This window comes from Pseudomonas sp. 18175, assembly GCF_050432925.1.
GTDB lineage: Bacteria > Pseudomonadota > Gammaproteobacteria > Pseudomonadales > Pseudomonadaceae > Aquipseudomonas.
This window is the reverse complement of record NZ_JBKFTO010000004.1, coordinates 50,419-71,434: the sequence shown is the minus strand read 5'-3', so window position 1 is coordinate 71,434 and position 21,016 is coordinate 50,419. Positions and strand designations below refer to the sequence as shown.

Here is a 21,016-nt window from a genome sequence, read left to right as displayed (position 1 = left end):
CGTGGCCTGAGGCTACAGAGCGGTATCACGGCCGCCGCCAAGGCCTGGAGCACTGCGATAACGACGCCCCATCACCAAGACCGAAGCCGCCGCCAGCAGGGCCGGCAAGGTCAGCCATAAAAAGACCCCACTCAGGCCCAACCCCACCTCCAGCAACATCCCTCCCGCCAGCGTGCCGCCGATAGATCCAACGCGCCCAACCCCGTGACACCAGGCAATGCCGGTGGCCCGGCTGGTGGTGGGATAGAACCCTGCCGCCAAGGCATTGGCCCCCACCTGGCCGCCGCTGATACAAAACCCTATGGCCGTGATGCAGAGCACCAGCACCGGGAAATACATGTACCACTGGCTGACCACGAGCATCATCAACGCGCCGCCCACGTAGGCCAGCGCCAGCACACGCCACGCGTCCAGGCGATCCATGGCCGCCCCCAGCACGATTGCGCCGAGCGTACCGCCCACCTGGAACATCGCGCTGCCCAATGCCGCCTGGGACAAACTCCAGCCGGTGTCTTTGATCAGTGTGGGCAGCCAATTGGTCATCATGTAGATGATCACGAATCCGCTGAAAAACGAGCCCCATAACATCCAGGTTCCCAAGCGCAGTCGCCCGCTCAGGATTTGCCCCACCGGCGAGCCCTTGGCCTGGTCCGTCCCAAGATGAAAGGTTGCCTGTTCAGGCAAGGGCGCGATACGCCGCAGGATCCGACGGATGTGCTCTGGTTCATCGCGTCGCGCAATCAGGAAGCGCACCGACTCTGGCAACAGCACCAGCAGCAACGGCAGGCACGACAGCGGCAGCAACCCGCTGACCAGCAATACGCCACGCCAGCCGATCATCGGCAACCAATGGGCGACTAGCACGCCCCCCAAGGCAGACCCCAGCGTGAACCCGCAGAACATCACGGTCACCATCAGCGACCGGTGCCGCGCCGGGCAATATTCGCTGGTCAGCGTCACAGCATTAGGCAACGCGCCACCCAAGCCAAGACCAATCACGAAGCGCAACACGGTCAGGGCCAGCACATCATTGGCGGTGGCCGATACCACACTCACACCGGCAAAAATCAGCACCGACACCAGCAACACGCGCTTGCGCCCGAACCGGTCCGCCAGCGGCCCGGCGGCAAACGCGCCGCACATCAACCCCAGCAATACCGCGCCCAGCAGCGGGTTGAGCTGGGCAGCCGTCAAGCTCCATTCTTCACGCAGCACCGGCGCAATAAAGCCGCCGACGGCGGTGTCCAGGCCGTCGAGTGCCGCTACCAGAAAACACAGCACCAGGATACGCAGTTGAAAGCGCGACACCGGGTGTCGGTCGATAAAGCCCTGTACGTCGAGCGATGCTTGCGACATCGCAGACTCCTCGGGTCGCTCGGAGGCTGTCCCCATTGATCAGAACGTTTCGCGCAACTCACGCAGTAGCCCCAGTGCCTGCTGCACCGGACGGTCAGAAAAACTGAAAAGCACGCACTCCTGCTCCGCCGAAAAACTGACCTGCGCCCAACTGGGTACCACAAAAATATCCTTGGGTTCAAACGCCAGTCGCTGCCCGCCAATGCAGACGCTGCCGCGACCTTCCACCACCGAAAAAACGCACGCGTCAGTGCTGCGATAAGGCTGGCCGCGAAACCCCTTGGGCAACAATTGCATAAAGGTGGCAATGGTCGGCATCGGCCAACCGCCGGTCAGCGGGTTGACATAGCGCAATTTGATGCCGTCCCACGGGTCCAACGGGTCCTGATGCAACAATCTGGCGAGCGTCTCGCGGGTGCGGGCATAGGGATAGTTGACGATGGGCGATGCCAGGGAGCGGGACTCATGCCGCATCGGCAGTAGGTTCTGGCCGTAACGCAACAGACTGTTGCCTTCGTCACGGGTCACGGCCGATACCGCCTGCTCATTATTTTCGGCAAACCCCGCATCGAAGAAGCGCACCATGGGAATATCCAGTCCATCGAGCCATATCACCGGTTCGCCACCCTGCTCGGCAAGTGGGTTACCGTGATCGTGCCACGTCCAGGACGGCGTGATGATGAGGTCCCCCGCAGACATGCGGGTACGCTCGCCCTCCACCGAGGTAAACGCACCCTGCCCCTCCACCACAAAACGCAGCGCCGATTGGCTATGGCGATGGCTCGCGGCAATCTCGCCCGGCAAAATCAACTGCAAACCTGCGTACAAGCTGGTAGTGATCGAGGCCTGCCCGCGCAGCGCCGGGTTTTCCAGCACCAATACCCGACGTACCGCGTCCTCGGCGCTGATCAGTTTCCCGGCGTCTGTCAGCAAAGGCCGTAGGTCGCGATAACCCCACAGCGCCGGCATGCAGGCGGCAGCCGGTTCCTTGGGCACCAGCCTATGCAAGCTCTCCCACAACGGCGCAAGCCGGTGATGGTCAATACGCTGGTAGAACGCATCACGCGCACCGTCAGTGAGGCTGTTCATCGATTCACCCGCTGGGACGGACTAGGGCCTGTGAGTATCCAACCATGCCCTATGGGTGAATAATGCCGATTCATGATGTGTCCATACCCATTTACATATGGCCTACCTCCCATGAACTGGACCCGACGCCTGCGCCTGCAACACCTGCACCTTCTGGTCAGCCTCGCTGAAACCGGCAGTATCAGCGAAGCGGCCCGGGTGTCGTTCACCACTCAACCGGCCCTGTCCAAGTGGCTCAGGGAGCTGGAAGAGAGCATTGGCGCGCCACTGTTTGAGCGCCACGCCCGAGGCTTGCACCTTACCGCCCATGGCAGCCTGCTGCTCGCCCATGCGCGCCGCGCGCTCAGCGAAATGCAGAGGGCGCGCCACGCGCTCGACACTCTGCGCGACGGCAACAGCTTTCGCGTGGCCATCGGCACGTCACCTGCGCCGGCCCCCAACCTGGTACCCGCAGCGATCATGGAATTCCTGCGCCTGCACCCCAGCGCCCAGGTGACGCTGGAAGAAACCCCCATGGACATGCTGCTCGAACGCCTGGAACTGCGCCAACTGGACCTGGTGGTCGGGCGCCTCGACAACTACGCCCCGCGCCAGCCCCTGCGCAGCGAACGGCTGTATAACGACCAACTGCGCATCGTCTGCCGCGCGGGCCATCCATTGACCCGGCGCATGCACCTGACGTGGGAGGAGCTCTACGCCTTCGACTGGATCGTCTGGCCCGGCGGCACGCCGGTGCGCAGTACATTCGACATCGCACTGACCGCCGCCGGCCGCCCGCCACTGCCATGTCGCATCGAATCATCCTCGCTGGTGGGTAACCTGTGGTTATTGCAATACAGCGACCTGCTGTCAGTCACATCGGCGCGGGTGGCCGAGCACTTTGCCCATCGCGGCCTGTTGGTCTCCCTGAACTTCGCGCTGGGAACCAACACCCCGGTCGGCATGTGTTGGCGCGACGAACCCTTCGCTGATGCCGGGCTGCCGCAGATGATGGAATGCCTGCGCACTATCGCAGCTGCCGAGCCTGGACGGCTCGACTCGTACCTGAATCCAAAGGAGCCGTAATGGCCGTCACCCTGGCTGCAACAACAGCGCCACCAGTGCGCTCCACCCCGTCTGATGGGATGCCCCCAACCCACGCCCGGTCTCGCCATGAAAATACTCATGGAACAACACCAGGTCGCGGCTCGCCGGGTCTGCCTCCAGCTGCGCATACCCCGCCATCGACGGGCGCAAGCCATTTTCGTCCCGTAGAAACAACCCAGTCAGCCGTTGACTGAGGCTGTCAGCCACTTCCTCAAGGGAGGCCAGATAACCACTGCCGGTCGGGTATTCCACCGAGAAGTTATCCGCGTAGTAGCGGTGAAACTCGCGCAGGGACTCGATCAGCATGTAGTTCACCGGTATCCACAACGGCCCGCGCCAGTTGGAGTTTCCGCCATACAACCGCGAGTCGGACTCACCCGGTTGGTAACTGGCGCACAGGGTGTTGCCATTCATCTTCAACGCCAGCGGCTGCTCGGCAAACGCCTTGGACAGTGAGCGCACGCCAAACGTCGATAGAAACTCGCTGTCATCGAGCATGCGCCGCAGCAGGTCTTTGGTACGCTCACCGCGCAGCAAGGCCAACAGCAGGCGGTTGCCCTGTCCTGGTTCATTCCAGCGCGACACCAACTTGGCCAAGTCCGGCCGGTGTTTCATAAAGCCCAGCAGCCGTTCACGCAGGCCTTCCAAGCCCTCATGCTCGCGCTGTTCCAGCACCAACACGGCAAACAGCGGCATCAAGCCGACGATGGAGCGCAAGCGCACCGGTTCATTCGGGCCATCGGGGCGATGCAGTACGTCGTAGAAAAACAGGTCATGCTCGTCCCACAAGCCTTCGGCACCGTCATCCACCCGGTTGATGGCCCCGGCGATATACAGGAAGTGCTCGAAAAACTTCACCGCGATGTCCACATACACGCCATTACGCTTGGCCAGCTCCAGGGCGATGCGCATCAAGTCCAGGGCATAGGCAGCGACCCACGCCGTGCCATCGGCCTGATCCAACTGATAGCCCGGTGGCAGAGCGGCCGAGCGGTCGAACAAGGCGATGTTATCCAGGCCCAGGAAGCCGCCCTGAAACAGGTTGCGCCCCTCGGCGTCCTTGCGGTTGACCCACCAGGAAAAATTCAGCAGCAGCTTGTGAAAGATCCGCTCCAGAAAGTCCAGGTCGCCTACGCCGGTCAGCGCCTTGTCCTGCTGATACACCCGCCAACTGGCCCAGGCGTGTACCGGTGGGTTGGCGTCATCAAAGCGCCACTCGTAGGCCGGTAACTGGCCGTTGGGGTGCATGAAGCGGTCCTTCACCAGCAACAGCAGTTGTTGCTTGGCGTAGGCCGGATCGATCAGCGCAAAGGCCACGGCCTGGAAACCTTGGTCCCACGAGGCATACCACGGGTACTCCCAGGTGTCGGGCATGGAGAGGATGTCGAAGTTGGACAAGTGCCGCCAATGGGTATTGCGCAGATGCAGGCGCTCGGGCGGCGGCGCGGGCTGCGCTGGGTCACCGTCAAGCCATTGGTTGACGTCGAAATAGTACAGCTGCTTGGACCACAGCAACCCCGCCAATGCCTGACGCTGCACGTTACGCGCATCCTCAGAAGCAATGCCGTGCTGCAGGGCGGCGTAGAAGTCATCGGCCTCCTGGCGGCGCTGTTCGAAGAGCTTGCGGGCGTTGACTTGGGGAGCGTCCACCGGGGCAAACCGCAGGTACAGGATTTTGCTTTGCAGGCCCGTCAGTTCGAGGATAAAGCGCGCGGCCACCTTGGTGCCGCGGTCACGGCGGATCGCCGTTTGATCACCACCCACCACGTAATCGTTGATCCCATCCTTAAACGGCCCCGACGCCGGCTGCCCATCCAGCCGCGGCAGGTTGCTGTCGTTTTCGCAGAACAGCCATTCCACCGCGTCCTGGCCCCAGGCACTGAGGTGGCGGTCAGGCAACTCATGATGACGGGCCAGTACGTATTCACCCACCAATTGCAGCTGGGGCTTGGGGGCATCAACGGTCCAGCTCCAGTCATTGCGCGCCCACAGCTGGGGCAGCACTTGCAAGCGCGTGGGCTGTTGCGAACGGTTATGCACGGTGACCCGCATAAAAATATCGTCGGGTTCATGCTTGGCGTATTCAACGCAGACGTCGCAATAGTGGTTGTCTTCGAACACCCCGGTATCGAGGATCTCGTACTCGGCATCCGCCAGGCCACGGCGGGCGTTCTCGGTGATCAGGTCGGCATAGGGGAACGCGGCATGGGGGTATTTGTAGAGCATGCGCATGTAGGCATGGCTCGGTACGCCATCGACGAAAAAGTACAGTTCCTTGACGTCTTCACCGTGGTTGCCCTCGGCATTGTTGAGGCCAAACAGGCGCTCTTTGAGGATGCTGTCGCGCTCGTTCCACAGGGCCAGGCCCAGGCACCAGCGTTGCGCCTTGTCGCTGAAACCGGCCAGGCCGTCTTCGCCCCAACGGTAGGCGCGGCTGCGGGCATGCTCATGGGGGAAGTAAGCCCAAGCATCGCCATCGGCGCTGTAGTCTTCGCGCACCGTGCCCCATTGGCGTTCACTTAAGTAAGGCCCCCACTCGCGCCAACGCTCGGCCTGTTGGGTTGCCAGGCGCTGGCCTTCGAGGGTGTCGAGAATTCGGGTTACGGGCGTGGCCGTCATTGGGTCCTCTCTCTCCTTTCAAAGTGAGGAGCAGTGTAGAACCCATCCACGCCCGTGTGCACATGAAGGTTTAGAAGATCGCGTAGGTGTAGTTGAAGATCAGGCGGGTTTGATCCTGGTCGGCAGTGCCGGTGTTTTTGCCGTGATAGGTGCCGGTACGCAAGGTGGTACCGAAGCCTTTCAGAGGACCGGCCTGTACCACGTAGTCCAGGCGGAAATCGGTTTCGTTTTCCTTCTGGTCAGGGCCACCGGCAGTGGCGGACTTGATGTCTTTACCGTCCAGGTAAGCCACCGAGGCTTTCAGTCCTGGGACATAGGCCTTGAAGTCATAGGCGTACTGGCCGAAGTTGACCTGCTCGCCCGCGCGGGAGAACTGGCCCACCACCGCATCGGTAAACAGGTAGAAGTCGCTGCCGCCCGCCCCTTGTGCGTGTGGGTCGGCAAGGCTGCCTTGGTTGACCCAGACGAAGCCACCGTCCCCGCCCACGCCGATATGGCCCAGCATCAGGCTGCTGCCGCCCAACTGGTAGGTGAAGGCCGCACTGTAGGTTTTGTTGTCCACTTCGCCTGCGTGCTTGGCATAGCCGCCGTTGTTGTTGAACTTGTAGCCGGTTTCGCCATTCTGGCCGTCACTGCTGCTGTCGAAATAACGCAAGTCGGTCTTGAACGACTGGTCATTGCCCAGGGGCAGCACGTGCACCAGGCCGACATAGTTCTGTTTGTAGAAGTCCTCAAGGTTGGCGTAGTAATACTGCAACGTCAGGTTTTTCGCGATGGCGTTGTCGGAAGATCCAAAGGGTTTGTAGTCCACACCACCAAACTTGAAGCTGTTGCTGTCGCGGGTGCCGCCGGCCACGCTCAAGCCGGTGGAGTTGCTCGATGCACGGCCCTGGGCGTGGTTCAGCTCACCGCCGGTAAAGGTCACGTTGGGAATATCGTTCGAGGTCAGGATGCCGCCATCAAAGGTTTGCGGCGCGACGCGGCTGTCGTTGGACACCAGGATCGGCAGTACCGGCGCCAAGCCGCCGCCCACGTGCAACTCGGTCTGGGAAATACGGAACTTCACGTTGCCTGCCGCACGACCAAAGGAGTCGGCAGGTTCAGTGCCGTTGTTTTTGGTCGGGAAGAAGCTGTTGCCGTTACCCGACAGGCCTGCACCTGCGGTGTGGCCATCGCCACCGTCCAGTCGCAACGCACCAAAGGCCATCACGTCGAAACCGACGCCAAGGGTGCCTTGGGTGTAACCGGACTTGTAGTCAAAACGCAGCGCAGTGGCGGTTTCGCGCAGGTCGTGGTTGGTGCCCGAGCGGTTATCGGCGCTGTAGTACATGGTCCGCGAACTGACGGACGCATGGCTGTCTTCAAGGAAACCGCTGTGACCGGTACCGGTGCCCAGCGAGCCGAGTCCGAAATCATCAGCGTAAGCCTGTTGTGCAAGAACGGCGGCGGTGATCGACAACGCCAGTGTAGAAATTTTCATTAACGACGGCCCCTAAACATATTTTTATGTGTGTGATGTGCATAACGGCGTTTTCATCCTTGCAAACGTGACGATTCTTTCATGCCGGCCGGGGCGAACTCCGTGAAGAATTAGTTAGGAAAACCGCCGAAAAATGAAATTTACACAGGGTCGATTTTTGTCATATTCACGTCATCTCATTCATTTGCAGAATGAAGTCCTGAAGATTCTTCGTTTGCGCGTCCAACGCCGGCCCAACAAAATCCAGGCATCGGCCACTTTCATCGCCACCGCCATCAGGAATTTTTCTATGCCCACCACCGCACATATCAGCCCCGACGAGATCCGCAAGGGCTTTTCCAAGGCCATGTCCGATATGTACCGAGATGAAGTTCCGCTGTATGGCGCGTTGATGCAGTTGGTGGCCCAGACCAATACCCACGTGCTCGCCCGCGATCCGGACGTGGCGCAGCAGTTGCAGCGCACCGGCGAAATCCAGCGGCTGGACATGGAACGCCATGGCGCCATCCGGGTCGGCACGCCTTTTGAGCTGGCCACCATTGGCCGCCTGTTCGCGGTGATGGGCATGCAACCGGTGGGCTACTACGATTTGACCCCGGCTGGCGTGCCCGTACACTCCACCGCGTTTCGCGCCGTGCATGAACAGGCGCTGCAAACCAGCCCGTTTCGCGTTTTCACTTCATTGCTGCGCCTGGAGCTGATCGAAAACCCCGAGCTGCGCGCCTTCGCCGAAAGCGCCCTGGCCAAGCGGGCGATCTTCACCCCCCGCGCCCTGGCGCTGATCGAACAAGCGGAAAACCACGGTGGCCTCAACGCGGCCGACGCCGATGAATTTATCCGCCAGGCCCTGGAAACCTTTCGCTGGCACCACACCGCCACCGTTACCCGCGCCCAGTACCAGCAATTGAGCGACCAGCATCGCCTGATCGCCGACGTGGTGGCCTTCAAGGGCCCGCATATCAATCACCTGACGCCGCGCACCCTGGACATCGACCAGGTCCAGGCCGCCATGCCAGGCAAAGGCATCACGCCCAAGGCGGTGATCGAAGGCCCGCCGCGCCGCCGCTGCCCGATCCTGCTGCGCCAGACCAGCTTCAAGGCCCTGGACGAACCCATCGCCTTCGCCGACGCCCAAGGCAGCCACAGCGCACGCTTTGGCGAAATCGAACAACGCGGCGTGGCGCTTACGCCAAAAGGTCGTGCGCTGTACGACCAATTGCTGAACGCCGCACGCGATGAACTGGGCGCCTTTCCCAATGAGGGCAACGCCGAGCGTTATACACAGTTGATGGAACAGCACTTCGAGGCCTTCCCAGATACCCACGCCCAGATGCGCGAGCAAGGCCTGGCGTACTTTCGCTACTTCGCGACGGAGCAGGGTTTGGCAGCACGGGGTACAGGGGAACCACCACGCACGCTGGACGCGCTGATCGCGGCGGGTCATGTGGACGTGGAGCCGTTGGTGTATGAGGACTTCCTGCCGGTGAGTGCGGCGGGGATCTTCCAGTCGAACCTGGGGGATGGGGCGCAGAGTCACTATGCGGCCAACTCGAACCAAGCCGAGTTTGAAAAGGCGCTGGGGCGCAAGACGCTTGATGAATTGAAGCTGTACAGCGACACCCAACAGCGTTCGATGGATGAGTGCATCCAGACGCTGCGGGCTTAAGAACAGATGCCCACCCGGCTCATCAGCGCAATCCTTACGCTGTAACAGTCCCCTGAGCCGGGTGGGCGATGGGGATCATAGGGAGTGAAGACCCCACTGTCCCTCAGACAATTCTGAACAAACATGTCCGCGCCCTGTAGGAGCGCGGCCCCATACCTACGCTAACTTCGCCACAATTTCATCTTTGATCGACAGCCGTTTCTTCTTCAGTTTCTCCACATCCTCATCGCTGGCACTTGCCGACTCCGCCTTCAACACCTCCCCGTCGGCAGCGTCGTATTGAGTGAGCAACGAATCCAAACGCTTGTCGCCCGCCCTGCGTTGGTGAACGACTTCCTTGCTCAACCCCAAGTCCTGATACAGGTCGTGTTTCACTGGCATGGCGTACCTCCGCAAGTTGATCAATGGCTTACGCCCTTGAAGCTAGACCATTACACGGGGTCTTGTCATGTTTGCGGTCAAGACTCCCCGTTCGTCGTAGCGTGGGGAATCGGATCAAACCTTTGCCGTGCCCGGCCCTCCACTCTAGATAGCCATCCGAGGGAGACCGGTTTCATGACTCACGCCGCCACCGCTGTCGACACCCAGTGCATCAATACCCTTCGTACCTTGGCGATGGACGCCGTGCAAAAGGCCAACTCCGGTCACCCCGGCACACCCATGGGCCTAGCGCCGGTAGGCTATACGCTGTGGAGCCGGTTTCTGCGCTACCACCCGCAACACCCCGACTGGCCCAACCGTGACCGCTTTGTATTGTCGGTAGGGCATGCCTCGATGCTGTTGTATTCGCTGTTGCATCTGGCCGGGGTGGTTGAGCTTGACGCTGATGGCCAGCGCTCAGGCCTGCCTGCGATCAGCCTGGACGACATCAAGCAGTTCCGGCAAATGGGCTCCAAGACCCCGGGCCATCCCGAGTACCGCATGACCACGGGGGTGGAAACCACCACCGGCCCCCTCGGTCAGGGCTGTGCCAACAGCGTGGGCATGGCGATGGCTGGGCGTTGGCTGGGTGAGCGGTTCAACCGCGACGGCCAGGTGCTGTTCGATTACAACGTCTACACCCTGTGTGGCGACGGCGACATGATGGAAGGCATCAGCAGCGAAGCCGCGTCGATGGCCGGGCATTTGCAGTTGGATAACCTGTGCTGGCTCTATGACAACAACACCATCAGCATCGAAGGCCACACCGAGCTGGCGTTCAGTGAGGACGTGATCAAGCGCTTCCAGGCCTATGGCTGGCACACCGTGCACGTCACCGATGCCAATGACTTGCAGGCCCTGAGCAACGCGCTGGAAAGCTTCAAGGCCCACACAGGCGCGCCGACCCTGATCGTGGTGGACAGCGTGATCGGCTACGGCTCGCCCCATAAGCACAACACCGCCTCTGCCCATGGCGAGCCGTTGGGCGAAGAAGAAATTCGCCTGACCAAGGCCGCGTATGGCTGGCCCGAGGATTCCAGCTTCCTGGTGCCCGATGAGGCGCGCACAGTTTTACGCGATGCCTTGACCGAACGTGCCGAGCCGCTCTACCAACAGTGGAACCACACCCTGTCCACCCTCGACCCGCAATTGGCCGACGAGCTGCAGCGCATGCGCGCCGGTGAAATGCCCACGCAGTGGCAGGCGCAACTGCCACGCTTTGCCGCAGACCCCAAGGGCGTGGCCAGCCGAGCCTCGGGCGGCGAGGTGTTGAACGCGTTCGCCCAGCAAATCCCGTGGCTGCTGGGCGGTTCGGCAGATTTGTCGCCGTCGACCAAGACCAACCTCACCTTCGACGGCGCCGGGCGTTTCAGTGCCGAGGACTACAGCGGGCGCAACCTGCATTTCGGTATTCGTGAGCACGCCATGGGCGCGATTGCCAACGGCATGGCGTTGTCCTACCTGCGGCCGTATACCTCGACATTCCTGGTGTTCAGCGACTACATGAAACCGCCGATCCGTCTGGCAGCCATCATGGAGTTGCCAGTGGTATTTGTGTTCACCCATGACTCCATTGGCGTGGGCGAGGATGGCCCGACGCACCAGCCCATCGAGCACCTGACGCAATTGCGCGCAACGCCGGGGCTGCTGACCCTGCGCCCCGGCGATGCCAATGAAACCCTGGAGCTGTGGAAGGTGGCGCTGGCGCAGACGCATCGCCCCAGTTGCGTGGTGTTGTCGCGCCAGGCATTGCCGACGTTGGATCGCACAAAATACGCATCGGCAGCTGGGGCGGCCAAGGGTGCCTATGTACTGGCCGCAGCGGACAAGCCTGAAGTATTGCTGTTGGCGACCGGCAGTGAAGTCGGCCTGGCAGTGGCGGCCTATGAGCAACTCAAGGCCGAAGGTATTGCCGCGCAGGTCGTTTCAATGCCCAGCTGGGAGCTATTCGAAGACCAGGACCAGACCTATCGCGACAGCGTATTGCCGCCATCGATAAAGGCGCGGGTTGTGGTGGAACAGGCCGGCCCCTTGGGGTGGGACAGATATGTGGGACAGACCGGGGCCAAGGTCGTAATGAACAGCTTTGGCGCGTCGGCACCGCTGGCCAAGTTGCAGGAAAAGTTCGGGTTTACCGTTGAACATGTGGTGAAGCAAGCCAAGGCCCAAATCCAACTGGCCCAACGCTGATCCACATTGTGGGAGCGGGCTTGCTCGCGAAGGCGGAGTACCAGTCGATGCATATGTTGACTGACCCAACGCATTCGCGAGCAAGCCCGCTCCCACATTTTGATCTATGCCAGGCCGGGAAANTCCCCCCCCCCCCCCCCCCCCCCCCCCCCCCCCCCCCCCCCCCCCCCCCCCCCCCCCCCCCCCCCCCCCCCCCCCCCCCCCCCCCCCCCCCCCCCCCCCGCTCCCACATTTTGATCTATGCCAGGCCGGGAAACTGAGTACACCGCAGCTCCCTCATTTGATCTCATCTGCCTGTTAGATAAGCGCTCGGGCCAGGAAGGGCGCGGTGCGGCTGGCTTTGCTTTTGGCGACTTTCTGCGGCGTGCCGCAGGCAACAACCTTGCCGCCCATGTCCCCTGCCCCCGGGCCGATATCAATCACCCAATCACTCTGGGCCACCACGCGCATTTCATGCTCGACCACGACCACTGTGTGCCCCGCATCTACCAGGGTATTGAGTTGGCTGAGCAAACGGTCCACATCCCTTGAATGCAAGCCGGTGGTGGGCTCATCCAACACATACAAGGTGGCACCCCGTGCATTGCGTTGCAGCTCGGTGGCCAACTTGATGCGTTGCGCTTCGCCCCCGGACAGCTCGGTGGCGGGTTGCCCCAGCCGCAGATAGCCCAGACCGATATCCCGCAGTACCTGCAACGAACGCAACACCCCAGGCTGCTCGGCAAATACGTCGACCGCCTGTTCCACGGTCAGCCCCAACACTTGGGCGATGTTCAGGCCTTGCCATTTGATCGCCAAGGTCTCTGGGTTGTACCGCGCCCCGTGGCAGGTCGGGCACGGCGCATACACGCTGGGCATAAACAGCAACTCGACACTGACAAAGCCTTCCCCTTCGCAGTTCGGGCAGCGGCCCTTGGCGACGTTGAAGGAGAACTGCCCGGCATCGTACTTGCGTTTTTGCGCAGCCGGCGTGGCGGCAAACAATTTGCGCACGTTGTCGAACAGCCCGGTGTAGGTCGCAAGGTTCGAACGTGGAGTGCGGCCGATGGGTTTCTGGTCGACCTGTACCAGGCGACGGATATGTTCCAGCCCGGCACCGATACGCCCACCGCTGGTTTGCGGGGCGTCGTCTTCCAGGCTGGGTTCTTCGTCGTTTTCCATCACACGGCCGAGGCCTGCGCCCACCAGTTCCAGCAAGGCCTGGCTGACCAGGCTGGATTTGCCCGAGCCGGAAATCCCGGTCACGGCCGTAAAGCAGCCCAACGGAAACGCCACGTCCAAGCTCTTGAGATTATTGCGCGTCACGCCTTCCAGTGTCAGCCAGCCGCTGGGCTCGCGGCGCGCCGGGTTTGAAACGCGTTGTTCGGCAAACAGGTACTCGCGGGTTTGTGACGCTTCAATCTGCGCCAACCCGGCAGGTGGCCCGCTGTACAAGACTTGCCCACCATGCTCACCGGCCGCCGGGCCCACGTCGATCAGCCAGTCGGCGCGGCGCATGGTTTCCAGGTCATGCTCCACCACAAACAATGAATTGCCCGCCGCTTTTAAGCGATCCAGCGCGGTGAACAGTGCTTCGCCATCCGCCGGGTGCAGCCCTGCCGAGGGTTCATCCAGCACATAAATCACACCGAACAACTGCGAGCCCAATTGCGTGGCCAGACGCAGCCGCTGCAATTCACCCGACGACAGGGTGGGCGTACTGCGCTCCAACGACAGATAGCCCAAGCCCAACTCGGTCAAGGTGCTGACCCGCTCCAGCAGGTCCTGGGCAATACGCTGGGCAGCCAAGCGTTTTTCCACCGACAATTTCATCTTGTCCTGCCCCGCCGCCACCGGCTTTAGCAACTGCGCCAACTGGGCCAACGACAGCTGCGACAACTCACCAATGTCCACCCCGGCAAACTTCACCGACAGCGCGGCCTTGGTCAGGCGCTTGCCCTCGCACAACGGGCAGGCACTGCCCTGCATGAATTGCGACACGCGCTTTTTCATCAGTGCACTTTGGGTGTGGGTGAAGGTGTGCAGGATGTAGCGCCGCGCACCGCTGAAGGTGCCCTGGTAACTCGGTTCCAGCTTGCGCTTGACTGCATCTCGGGTCTGTTCGGGAGTAAAACCGGCGTACACCGGGGCGGTTGGGGTTTCTTCGGTGAACAGGATCCAATCGCGCTGCTTTTTCGGCAGGTCGCGCCAGGGGATATCTACGTCGTAGCCCAGGGTTACCAGGATGTCCCGCAGGTTCTGGCCCTGCCACGCCAACGGCCAAGACGCCACGGCGCGCTGGCGGATGGTCAGGGAGGGATCGGGCACCATCAGCGCCTCAGTCACTTCATACACGCGCCCCAGGCCATGGCACTGCGGGCACGCGCCTTGGGGCAGGTTGGGCGAGAAGTCCTCGGCGTAGAGCATGGCCTGCCCCGGCGGGTAACTGCCGGCGCGGGAATAGAGCATGCGCACCAGGCTCGACAAGGTGGTGACACTGCCCACCGATGAGCGCGCACTCGGCGTGCCGCGCTGTTGTTGCAGGGCCACGGCGGGGGGCAGTCCCTCGATGGAATCCACGTCCGGCACGCCCACTTGGTCGATCAGCCGCCGTGCATAGGGCGCCACCGACTCGAAGTAACGTCGCTGCGCCTCGGCATACACCGTGGAAAACGCCAGGGAGGACTTGCCCGAACCCGACACCCCGGTAAACACCACCAGGGCATCCCGTGGAATATCCACATCGACATTACGCAAGTTGTGTTCGCGGGCGCCGCGCACCCGCACGAAACCGAGGTGTTGGGGGATGTTGCGCTGTGAAGTCATGGTCAACCTTATCGTGCGGTGAGCACACTGCGTACCCGTTGCGTCAGGGCTTCGGGGCTGTAGGGCTTGCTCAGCAGATGAATATCGGCGCTCAGCAGGTGATTGCTGGAAAGAATGTCGCGGGTGTGGCCGGAAGTGAACAGCACCGCCACGGGAGGGTTCTGTGTACGGGCCCAATGGGCCAGGTCGGTACTTTTGATACGCCCAGGCATCACCACATCGGTGAAGATCAGGTCCGGCAGTACACCGCCTTGCAGCGCCTGCATGGCGCGGTCACCGTCTTCGGCGGTCAGTACGGTGTAGCCCGACTGTTGCAGCAGTTCAACCACGGTCAGGCGCACGCCTTCGTTGTCTTCCACCACCAGGATGGTTTCCAGGCCGCCGCTGTGGGCCACAGGGTCGATATGCAAGTCGTGGCTTTCCGGTTCCAGGCTGTGGGGGAAGTACATCTGCACCACCGAGCCCTTGCCCTCTTCACTCCACATTTCCACGTGCCCACCACTCTGGCGCACAAAGCCGAACACCATGCTCAGGCCCAGGCCGGTGCCGTGGCCTTCGCGCTTGGTGGTAAAGAACGGCTCGAACACGCGCTTGAGGATCGCCGGCGGCATGCCAATGCCAGTGTCGGTGACGGCCAGGCGCACGTACTCGCCGGGCTTGATGCTTTTGCCCACGCAATCGGCGGGGTTGAGGATGATGTTCTCGCCCGTGATACGAATCACGCCCTCGCCCTGCATAGCGTCGCGGGCGTTGATAGCCAGGTTGAGCAGCGCGTTTTCCAACTGGTTGCGATCGACATTGATGAGCCAGGCGTCCAGGGGCATTTGCACATCGATATGAATGGTTTCCCCCAGCGCCCGCTGCAGCAATTCACCCAGCCCGGCGTAGATGCGATGCGGGTTGTACACGGCGGGGGACAGCGGCTGGCGGCGGGCGAAGGCCAGCAATTGCGCCGACAGCTTGGCGCCCCGCTCCACGGCGGCGATGGCAGCCGAGACGCGGCGCTGCACCTGGGCGTTGTCCGGTTCATGGCGGGCCAGCAAATGCAGGTTGCCGGCGATCACTTGCAGCAGGTTATTGAAGTCATGGGCCACGCCGCCGGTGAGACCACCGATGGCTTCCAGTTTCTGTGATTGACGCAATTGGTCTTCGGCGGCGTAGCGCGCCTGCACTTCGGCGGCGACACGCTGTTCAAGGTTATGGGTCAGTTCCTGGCGCACCTGTTCAGACTTCACCAGTTCGGTGGTCTCCACCACGATCGCCAGCACACCGGCTGGGTGTTGGTTGTCTCCGGCGACCGGGCTGTAATAGAGATCCAGCCATACGGTTTCTGGTTTGCCATTGCGCAGAAGCACCAGATCCTTATTGTTGAACGACAAGGTGCCACCGGCCAGGCAAGTATCGACGACATGACGGTTGAAGTCGGCCACCTCCGGCCAGCCTAACTCTACCGGCGTCCCCAGCAGATACGGGTGGCGACCGCCGGCAAACACCGAGTAACTGTCGTTGTAGATCATGTAGCCCAGACGCCCCCACAACATCACCATGGGTACGGGCGAGGCCAGCATCATCTGTACGGTACAGGCAAGGCTGGTGGACCATCGGTCAATGGGGCCAAGGTCTGTGGCTGACCAATCGAACTCACGGATTCGCTGGGCCATTTCACCGGCCCAGCCTTCACAGCCGTGGGGATTGGATAAAAACTGCATGGTTGAACTCTGCGCAAATAAAAGACGGTCGCAAAATTTGGAGCACACCAGGAGCTGATGGTTTCATCTTGTATAACTTAGGGGGTTAAGCGCTGGGATGCCACCGGCCTCAGTGAAAATCCCGGCTGCGCACATTCATCCCGTCCAGCAAGGGTGTCAGGTCGGTAAGACGCCCGGCGATCAGGTGCCGCACCTCGCCCACCGCCTCCCACCGCCCGTCTACTTTCAGCAGGCGTGCCCCCACCAGTGCCTGGCGCTGACGCTCGGCCAGGTCGCGCCAAACCACCACATTGAGGTTGCCGAATTCATCTTCCAGGGTGACAAAGGTCACACCACTGGCAGTGCCAGGGCGTTGGCGGCCAGTCACCAACCCCGCGACGCTGACATTGCGTCCATGCTCCACCGCCATCAGTTCCTGAGAACTGCGGCAGCGCCGCTTGCGCAACTCGGCGCGCAGCAATGCCAGCGGATGCGGGCCCAAGGTGGTACCGACCGTAGCGTAGTCTGCCTGCAAGTCTTCGCCCACCGTGGGCGTAGGCAGTTCCACCAGCGCTTCGTCCGGGCTGGGCAGGCCGGCGAACAGCCCAAGCTGCTTGTGCACACCCGCCACTTCCCAGCGCGCCTTATGCCGGTTGCCAGCCAACGCACGCAAGGCGCCCGAATCCGCCAGCAGCGCCTGGGCGCGGGCATCCAGCCCAGCGCGTTCGTCCAAGTCGGCGATGTCGCTAAATGCCCGGCGTTGGCGTGCCGCTTCGATGCGCCGCCCATCCTCTTCACGAAACCCCGAGATCATGCGCAGGCCCATGCGAATCGCCGGCTGCGCCCCGTCGATGGGCTCCAGGCTGCAATCCCAGTCGCTGGCCAGCACATCCACCGGGCGGATCTGCAGTTTATGTCGCCGCGCATCCTGCAGGATCTGGTCCGGGCTGTAGAAACCCATGGGCCAGCTGTTGATCAGCGCACAGGCGAACGCCGCCGGTTCATGACACTTGAGCCAGCAACTGGCGTAGGTCAGCAAGGCGAAACTGGCGGCATGGGACTCGGGAAAACCGTAGCTGCCAAAGCCTTTTATCTGTTCGAATATCTGCGCGGCGAACGCTTCGCTGTAGCCGTTCTTCAACATGCCGCTGCGCAAGCGCGCCTGATGCGGTTCCAATCCGCCGTGGCGCTTCCAGGCGGCCATGGAGCGGCGCAACTGGTCGGCCTCGCCGGGGCCGTAATCGGCGGCGACCATGGCAATCTGCATAACCTGTTCCTGGAACAACGGGATGCCCAGGGTGCGCTCCAGCACGGCTTTGAGTTCCGGCGAAGGATAGGTGGTCTCCTCCTCTTTGTTCCGGCGGCGCAGATACGGATGCACCATGCCGCCCTGGATCGGCCCAGGGCGCACAATCGCCACTTCGATGACCAGATCATAAAAGGTCTGGGGCTTGAGCCGGGGCAACATCGACATCTGCGCCCGCGACTCGATCTGGAACACGCCAATGGTGTCGGCCTTGCTGATCATCGCGTAGGTGGCAGCATCTTCTCTGGGGATGGTCGCCAGGGCCAGGTCGAGGTTGCGATGGCGGCGTAGCAGGTCGAAGCAACGACGGATCGCGCTGAGCATGCCCAAGGCGAGGATATCGACCTTGAGCAGGCCAACGGCGTCGAGGTCGTCCTTGTCCCATTGGATGATGGTGCGTTCAGCCATGGCGGCGTTTTCCACCGGCACCAGGGTGTCAAGGGGGTATTCGGATATCACGAAGCCGCCGGGGTGCTGGGACAGGTGCCGAGGAAAGCCGATCAACTGCTGGGTGAGGGTGAGTACTCGGCGCAACAGCGGGCTTTCGGGGTCGAAGCCGCCTTCGCGCAGGCGTTCCAAGGGCGGCGCGTCGTCACTCCAGCGTCCACAGCAGTCGGCCAGGGCGTTGATCTGGTCCGGCGGCAAGCCCAGGGCCTTGGCCACGTCGCGCACCGCACCGGCGGCGTGATAACTGCTGACCACCGCCGTGAGTGCTGCACGGGTGCGGCCATAGCGCTGGAACACGTACTGCAGCACCTCTTCGCGGCGTTCGTGTTCGAAGTCGACATCGATATCCGGTGGCTCGTTGCGCTCGCGGGACAGGAAACGCTCGAACAGCATGTTCATCAGGCTGGGGTTGATCTCGGTGATGCCCAAGGCAAAGCACACCGCCGAGTTGGCCGCCGAGCCCCGGCCCTGGCACAGGATCGAGCGGCTGCGGGCAAAGCGCACAATGTCGTGCACAGTGAGGAAGTAACTTTCGTAGCCCAGCTCGCTGATCAGCTCAAGCTCGTTGTTGATTTGCTGCAAGGTCTTGGCGTCCACGCCTTGCGGCCAGCGTTGGGCAATGCCTTCTTCGGTCACGGCGCGTAGCCAGGATTTGGCATCGTGCCCGGCAGGTACCAACTCCCGTGGGTAGTGGTAGCGCAACTGGCTGAGGTCGAAGGTGCAGCGCCGGGCGATGGCCTGGGTTTCGTCGAGCAAACGTTGCGGGTACAGCGCGGCCAGGGCGTCGAGGCTGCGAAGATGCCGTTCGCCATTGGGGTGCAGGCGCGTGCCGGCTTCTGCCACGGGTACGTGATGGCGGATGGCGGTCATGGTGTCTTGCAGGGCACGGCGGCCACGGGCATGCATGTGCACATCGCCGCAGGCCACCGCCGGGAGATGCAGGCTGGCGGCCAATTGCAGGCGTTGTTCCAGGTGGCGTGCATCGTCCTGGCCGCAGTGCAGGTGCACCGCCAGCCACAGGCGCTCGCCGAAGGTGCGGCGCAGCCATTGGATATCGGCCTGGGTGTCGCGGTCTTCGGCGACCCACAGCGCCAACAGGCCGGGCAGCGGCTGCGCGAAGTCCTCTCGCAGCAGGCGATAGCGGCCCTTTTCGGCGCGGCGTCGGGCCAGGGTAATCAGGCGGCACAGGTGCTGATAGCCGCTGAGGTCTTCCACCAACAGCACCAGTTTCGGGCCGTTTTCCAGGCGCATCTCACTGCCGATGATCAGCGGTAAATCCACCGCCTTCGCCGCCTGCCAGGCCCGCACGATGCCCGCCAGCGTGCATTCATCGGTGATCGCCAGGGCGCTGTAGCCTTGGCCCTTGGCCCGCTCGAACAATTCCAGCGCACTAGACGCACCACGCTGAAAGCTGAAATTGGACAGGCAATGCAACTCGGCGTAACTCATGCAAACCAGCCTTGCAGCCACAGCCCATCGTTTTGCCCAACGGTGCGGAAGGCCCAGCCTTGTTGGCCGGCGCGGGTTTGGACCAGGTAGTAGTCGCGACGGATATCGGCACCGTCCCACCAACCGGATTCGATGCGTTCCGGGCCCATCAGAATCTGCACGCCGTGTTCAGCCAACAGGGTCGGCTCGCTCAGTAGCCAGCCGGGACGCTGGACTTTATTCAACGTGGGGCATGGGGATTTATCGGCGGCGGCTTGCCAGGCGCATTCGGGGCGATGGTCGGCGTGAAAGCGCAGGCCTTGCACGGCCTCGTCCCCCAGCCGCGCGCGCAGGCGTTCGCGCAGTTGCTCCCAGGGCAGGGTCTGTTGCGGGCGGTCGTCGAACAGGTCCTGGCGCTGTGGCACAAACACCGGCAGGTCCTGGGCTACCAGGCGAAAGCCGCGTACCGGTGAGGTGACTTGTACTTGCTCCAGGCGGCCGCGGGCCAGTTCGAACAGCATCGCCGGTTCGCGCTCGGCGCTGAGCAGGCCGACCTTGATCACACTGTCGGGCGCCTGGGCGTGCTCCAGGTGCAAGTCGAAACGCTGCACGCCGCTGTCGCGACCACACAGGAACGCGGACAGGTCGCCGGTCAGGCGGCGCAGGGGAAACAGCAGTGCCTGGTGGGATTGCACGTCGTAATTCAATTCGATGCGCACATCGAACTGGTCCGGCGGCTGGTAGAACGCCAGGGCCAGCGGCCGCTGCCCGGTCAATGCGTCCAGATGCTTGAGCAGGCTCGCGTCAAAGCGTCGTGCCAACGTGTGTCGAGGCAACGCCTGCACCTGGGCCAAGGTGCGCAGGCCCATGCGTGACAACGCGGTGGCGGCGTGAGGGTCGAGGCCGGCACGGTCGATGGGCAATGGCGCCAGGGCCTGCATCAGCGTGTCTTCATCAGCCACGGCCAGGCCATCGTAAAGATTGGCCAGCACCCGCGCCGCCGCCGGGTTGGGCGCGGCAACGATGCGGTGGCGAAAGCCCAGTTCGGTCAGTTCCTGGCGCAAACGCGCTTCAAATTGCGGCCATGGCCCAAACAAGCCCAGGCTGGACTCGATCTCGAACAGCAAGGCACGCGGGTAATACAGGCTGACCTGGGAACTGAAACGGTAGGCCCAGGCGGCGAGAAACTGCTGCCAGCGCTCGATCTCTGCGGGGTCGTATTCGGCGCTGGCAAAGGTTTTGGCCAGGGCATGGGCGGCGGTCAGGGACTGGCCAGGGCGCAAGCCCAAGGCGCGGGCGGCTTCATTGACGGTTTGCAGCACGCGCCGCTGAGGCGTACCGGCCAGCAGAGCCAGGGGCTGGTCCGGTTCGGGGTGCACACGTTGCACGCCGTCCAGCGCCAATTGCGGGAAGACAATACACACCCAGCGCATGGC

General features: G+C 62.4%; 12 protein-coding genes. 3 read left to right on the top strand and 9 right to left on the bottom strand.

Annotation, left to right across the window (positions count from 1 at the left end):
* Window positions 1-12: 12 nt before the first annotated feature.
* Window positions 13-1,356: an MFS transporter gene (locus ACLD1Y_RS07025; RefSeq protein ID WP_429476674.1), complete on the bottom strand. Its 1,344-nt coding sequence runs from the start codon at window positions 1,354-1,356 to the stop codon at window positions 13-15.
* 39 nt (window positions 1,357-1,395) lie between these two features.
* A complete protein-coding gene (gtdA, locus tag ACLD1Y_RS07020; protein ID WP_429476672.1) occupies window positions 1,396-2,445 on the bottom strand; it encodes a gentisate 1,2-dioxygenase in 1,050 nt (349 codons plus the stop codon).
* Window positions 2,446-2,556: 111 nt separating this feature from the next.
* On the opposite strand from gtdA, the gene ACLD1Y_RS07015 reads away from it, so the two are divergent.
* Window positions 2,557-3,510 carry a LysR substrate-binding domain-containing protein gene (locus tag ACLD1Y_RS07015; RefSeq protein ID WP_429476670.1) on the top strand — a complete coding sequence of 318 codons (954 nt, stop codon included), beginning with the start codon at window positions 2,557-2,559 and terminating at the stop codon, window positions 3,508-3,510.
* Window positions 3,511-3,516: 6 nt separating this feature from the next.
* Here ACLD1Y_RS07015 and ACLD1Y_RS07010 read toward each other — a convergent pair whose 3' ends face one another.
* A complete protein-coding gene (locus tag ACLD1Y_RS07010) occupies window positions 3,517-6,150 on the bottom strand; it encodes an MGH1-like glycoside hydrolase domain-containing protein (RefSeq protein WP_429476668.1) in 2,634 nt (877 codons plus the stop codon).
* Window positions 6,151-6,220: 70 nt separating this feature from the next.
* The gene (locus tag ACLD1Y_RS07005) at window positions 6,221-7,630 is read right to left on the bottom strand and encodes an OprD family outer membrane porin (RefSeq protein ID WP_429476666.1); all 1,410 of its coding nucleotides are present in this window, start codon (window positions 7,628-7,630) and stop codon (window positions 6,221-6,223) included.
* Window positions 7,631-7,919: 289 nt separating this feature from the next.
* Between ACLD1Y_RS07005 and hglS the strand changes: the two genes are divergently transcribed.
* Window positions 7,920-9,296, top strand: a complete 1,377-nt coding sequence (hglS, locus tag ACLD1Y_RS07000) for a 2-oxoadipate dioxygenase/decarboxylase HglS (RefSeq protein WP_429476664.1) — start codon at window positions 7,920-7,922, stop codon at window positions 9,294-9,296.
* A gap of 156 nt (window positions 9,297-9,452) precedes the next feature.
* Here hglS and ACLD1Y_RS06995 read toward each other — a convergent pair whose 3' ends face one another.
* On the bottom strand, window positions 9,453-9,677 hold the full coding sequence (locus tag ACLD1Y_RS06995; protein ID WP_429476662.1) for a YdcH family protein: 225 nt from the start codon (window positions 9,675-9,677) through the stop codon (window positions 9,453-9,455).
* 174 nt (window positions 9,678-9,851) lie between these two features.
* On the opposite strand from ACLD1Y_RS06995, the gene tkt reads away from it, so the two are divergent.
* Window positions 9,852-11,906, top strand: coding sequence for a transketolase (gene tkt, locus ACLD1Y_RS06990; RefSeq protein WP_429476661.1), 2,055 nt, complete (start codon window positions 9,852-9,854; stop codon window positions 11,904-11,906).
* 297 nt (window positions 11,907-12,203) lie between these two features.
* On the opposite strand, the gene uvrA is transcribed toward tkt, so the two are convergent.
* The 4 genes from uvrA to ACLD1Y_RS06970 form a co-directional block, all read right to left on the bottom strand.
* Window positions 12,204-14,711 carry an excinuclease ABC subunit UvrA gene (uvrA, locus tag ACLD1Y_RS06985; RefSeq protein ID WP_429476659.1) on the bottom strand — a complete coding sequence of 836 codons (2,508 nt, stop codon included), beginning with the start codon at window positions 14,709-14,711 and terminating at the stop codon, window positions 12,204-12,206.
* An 8-nt stretch (window positions 14,712-14,719) separates the two neighbouring features.
* A complete protein-coding gene (locus tag ACLD1Y_RS06980) occupies window positions 14,720-16,420 on the bottom strand; it encodes an ATP-binding protein (protein WP_429476657.1) in 1,701 nt (566 codons plus the stop codon).
* A 109-nt stretch (window positions 16,421-16,529) separates the two neighbouring features.
* On the bottom strand, window positions 16,530-19,622 hold the full coding sequence (locus ACLD1Y_RS06975; RefSeq protein WP_429476655.1) for an error-prone DNA polymerase: 3,093 nt from the start codon (window positions 19,620-19,622) through the stop codon (window positions 16,530-16,532).
* Window positions 19,598-21,013 carry a Y-family DNA polymerase gene (locus ACLD1Y_RS06970; RefSeq protein WP_429476653.1) on the bottom strand — a complete coding sequence of 472 codons (1,416 nt, stop codon included), beginning with the start codon at window positions 21,011-21,013 and terminating at the stop codon, window positions 19,598-19,600. The genes ACLD1Y_RS06975 and ACLD1Y_RS06970 overlap by 25 nt, the downstream gene beginning before the upstream one ends.
* Between the last annotated feature and the right edge of the window lie 3 nt (window positions 21,014-21,016).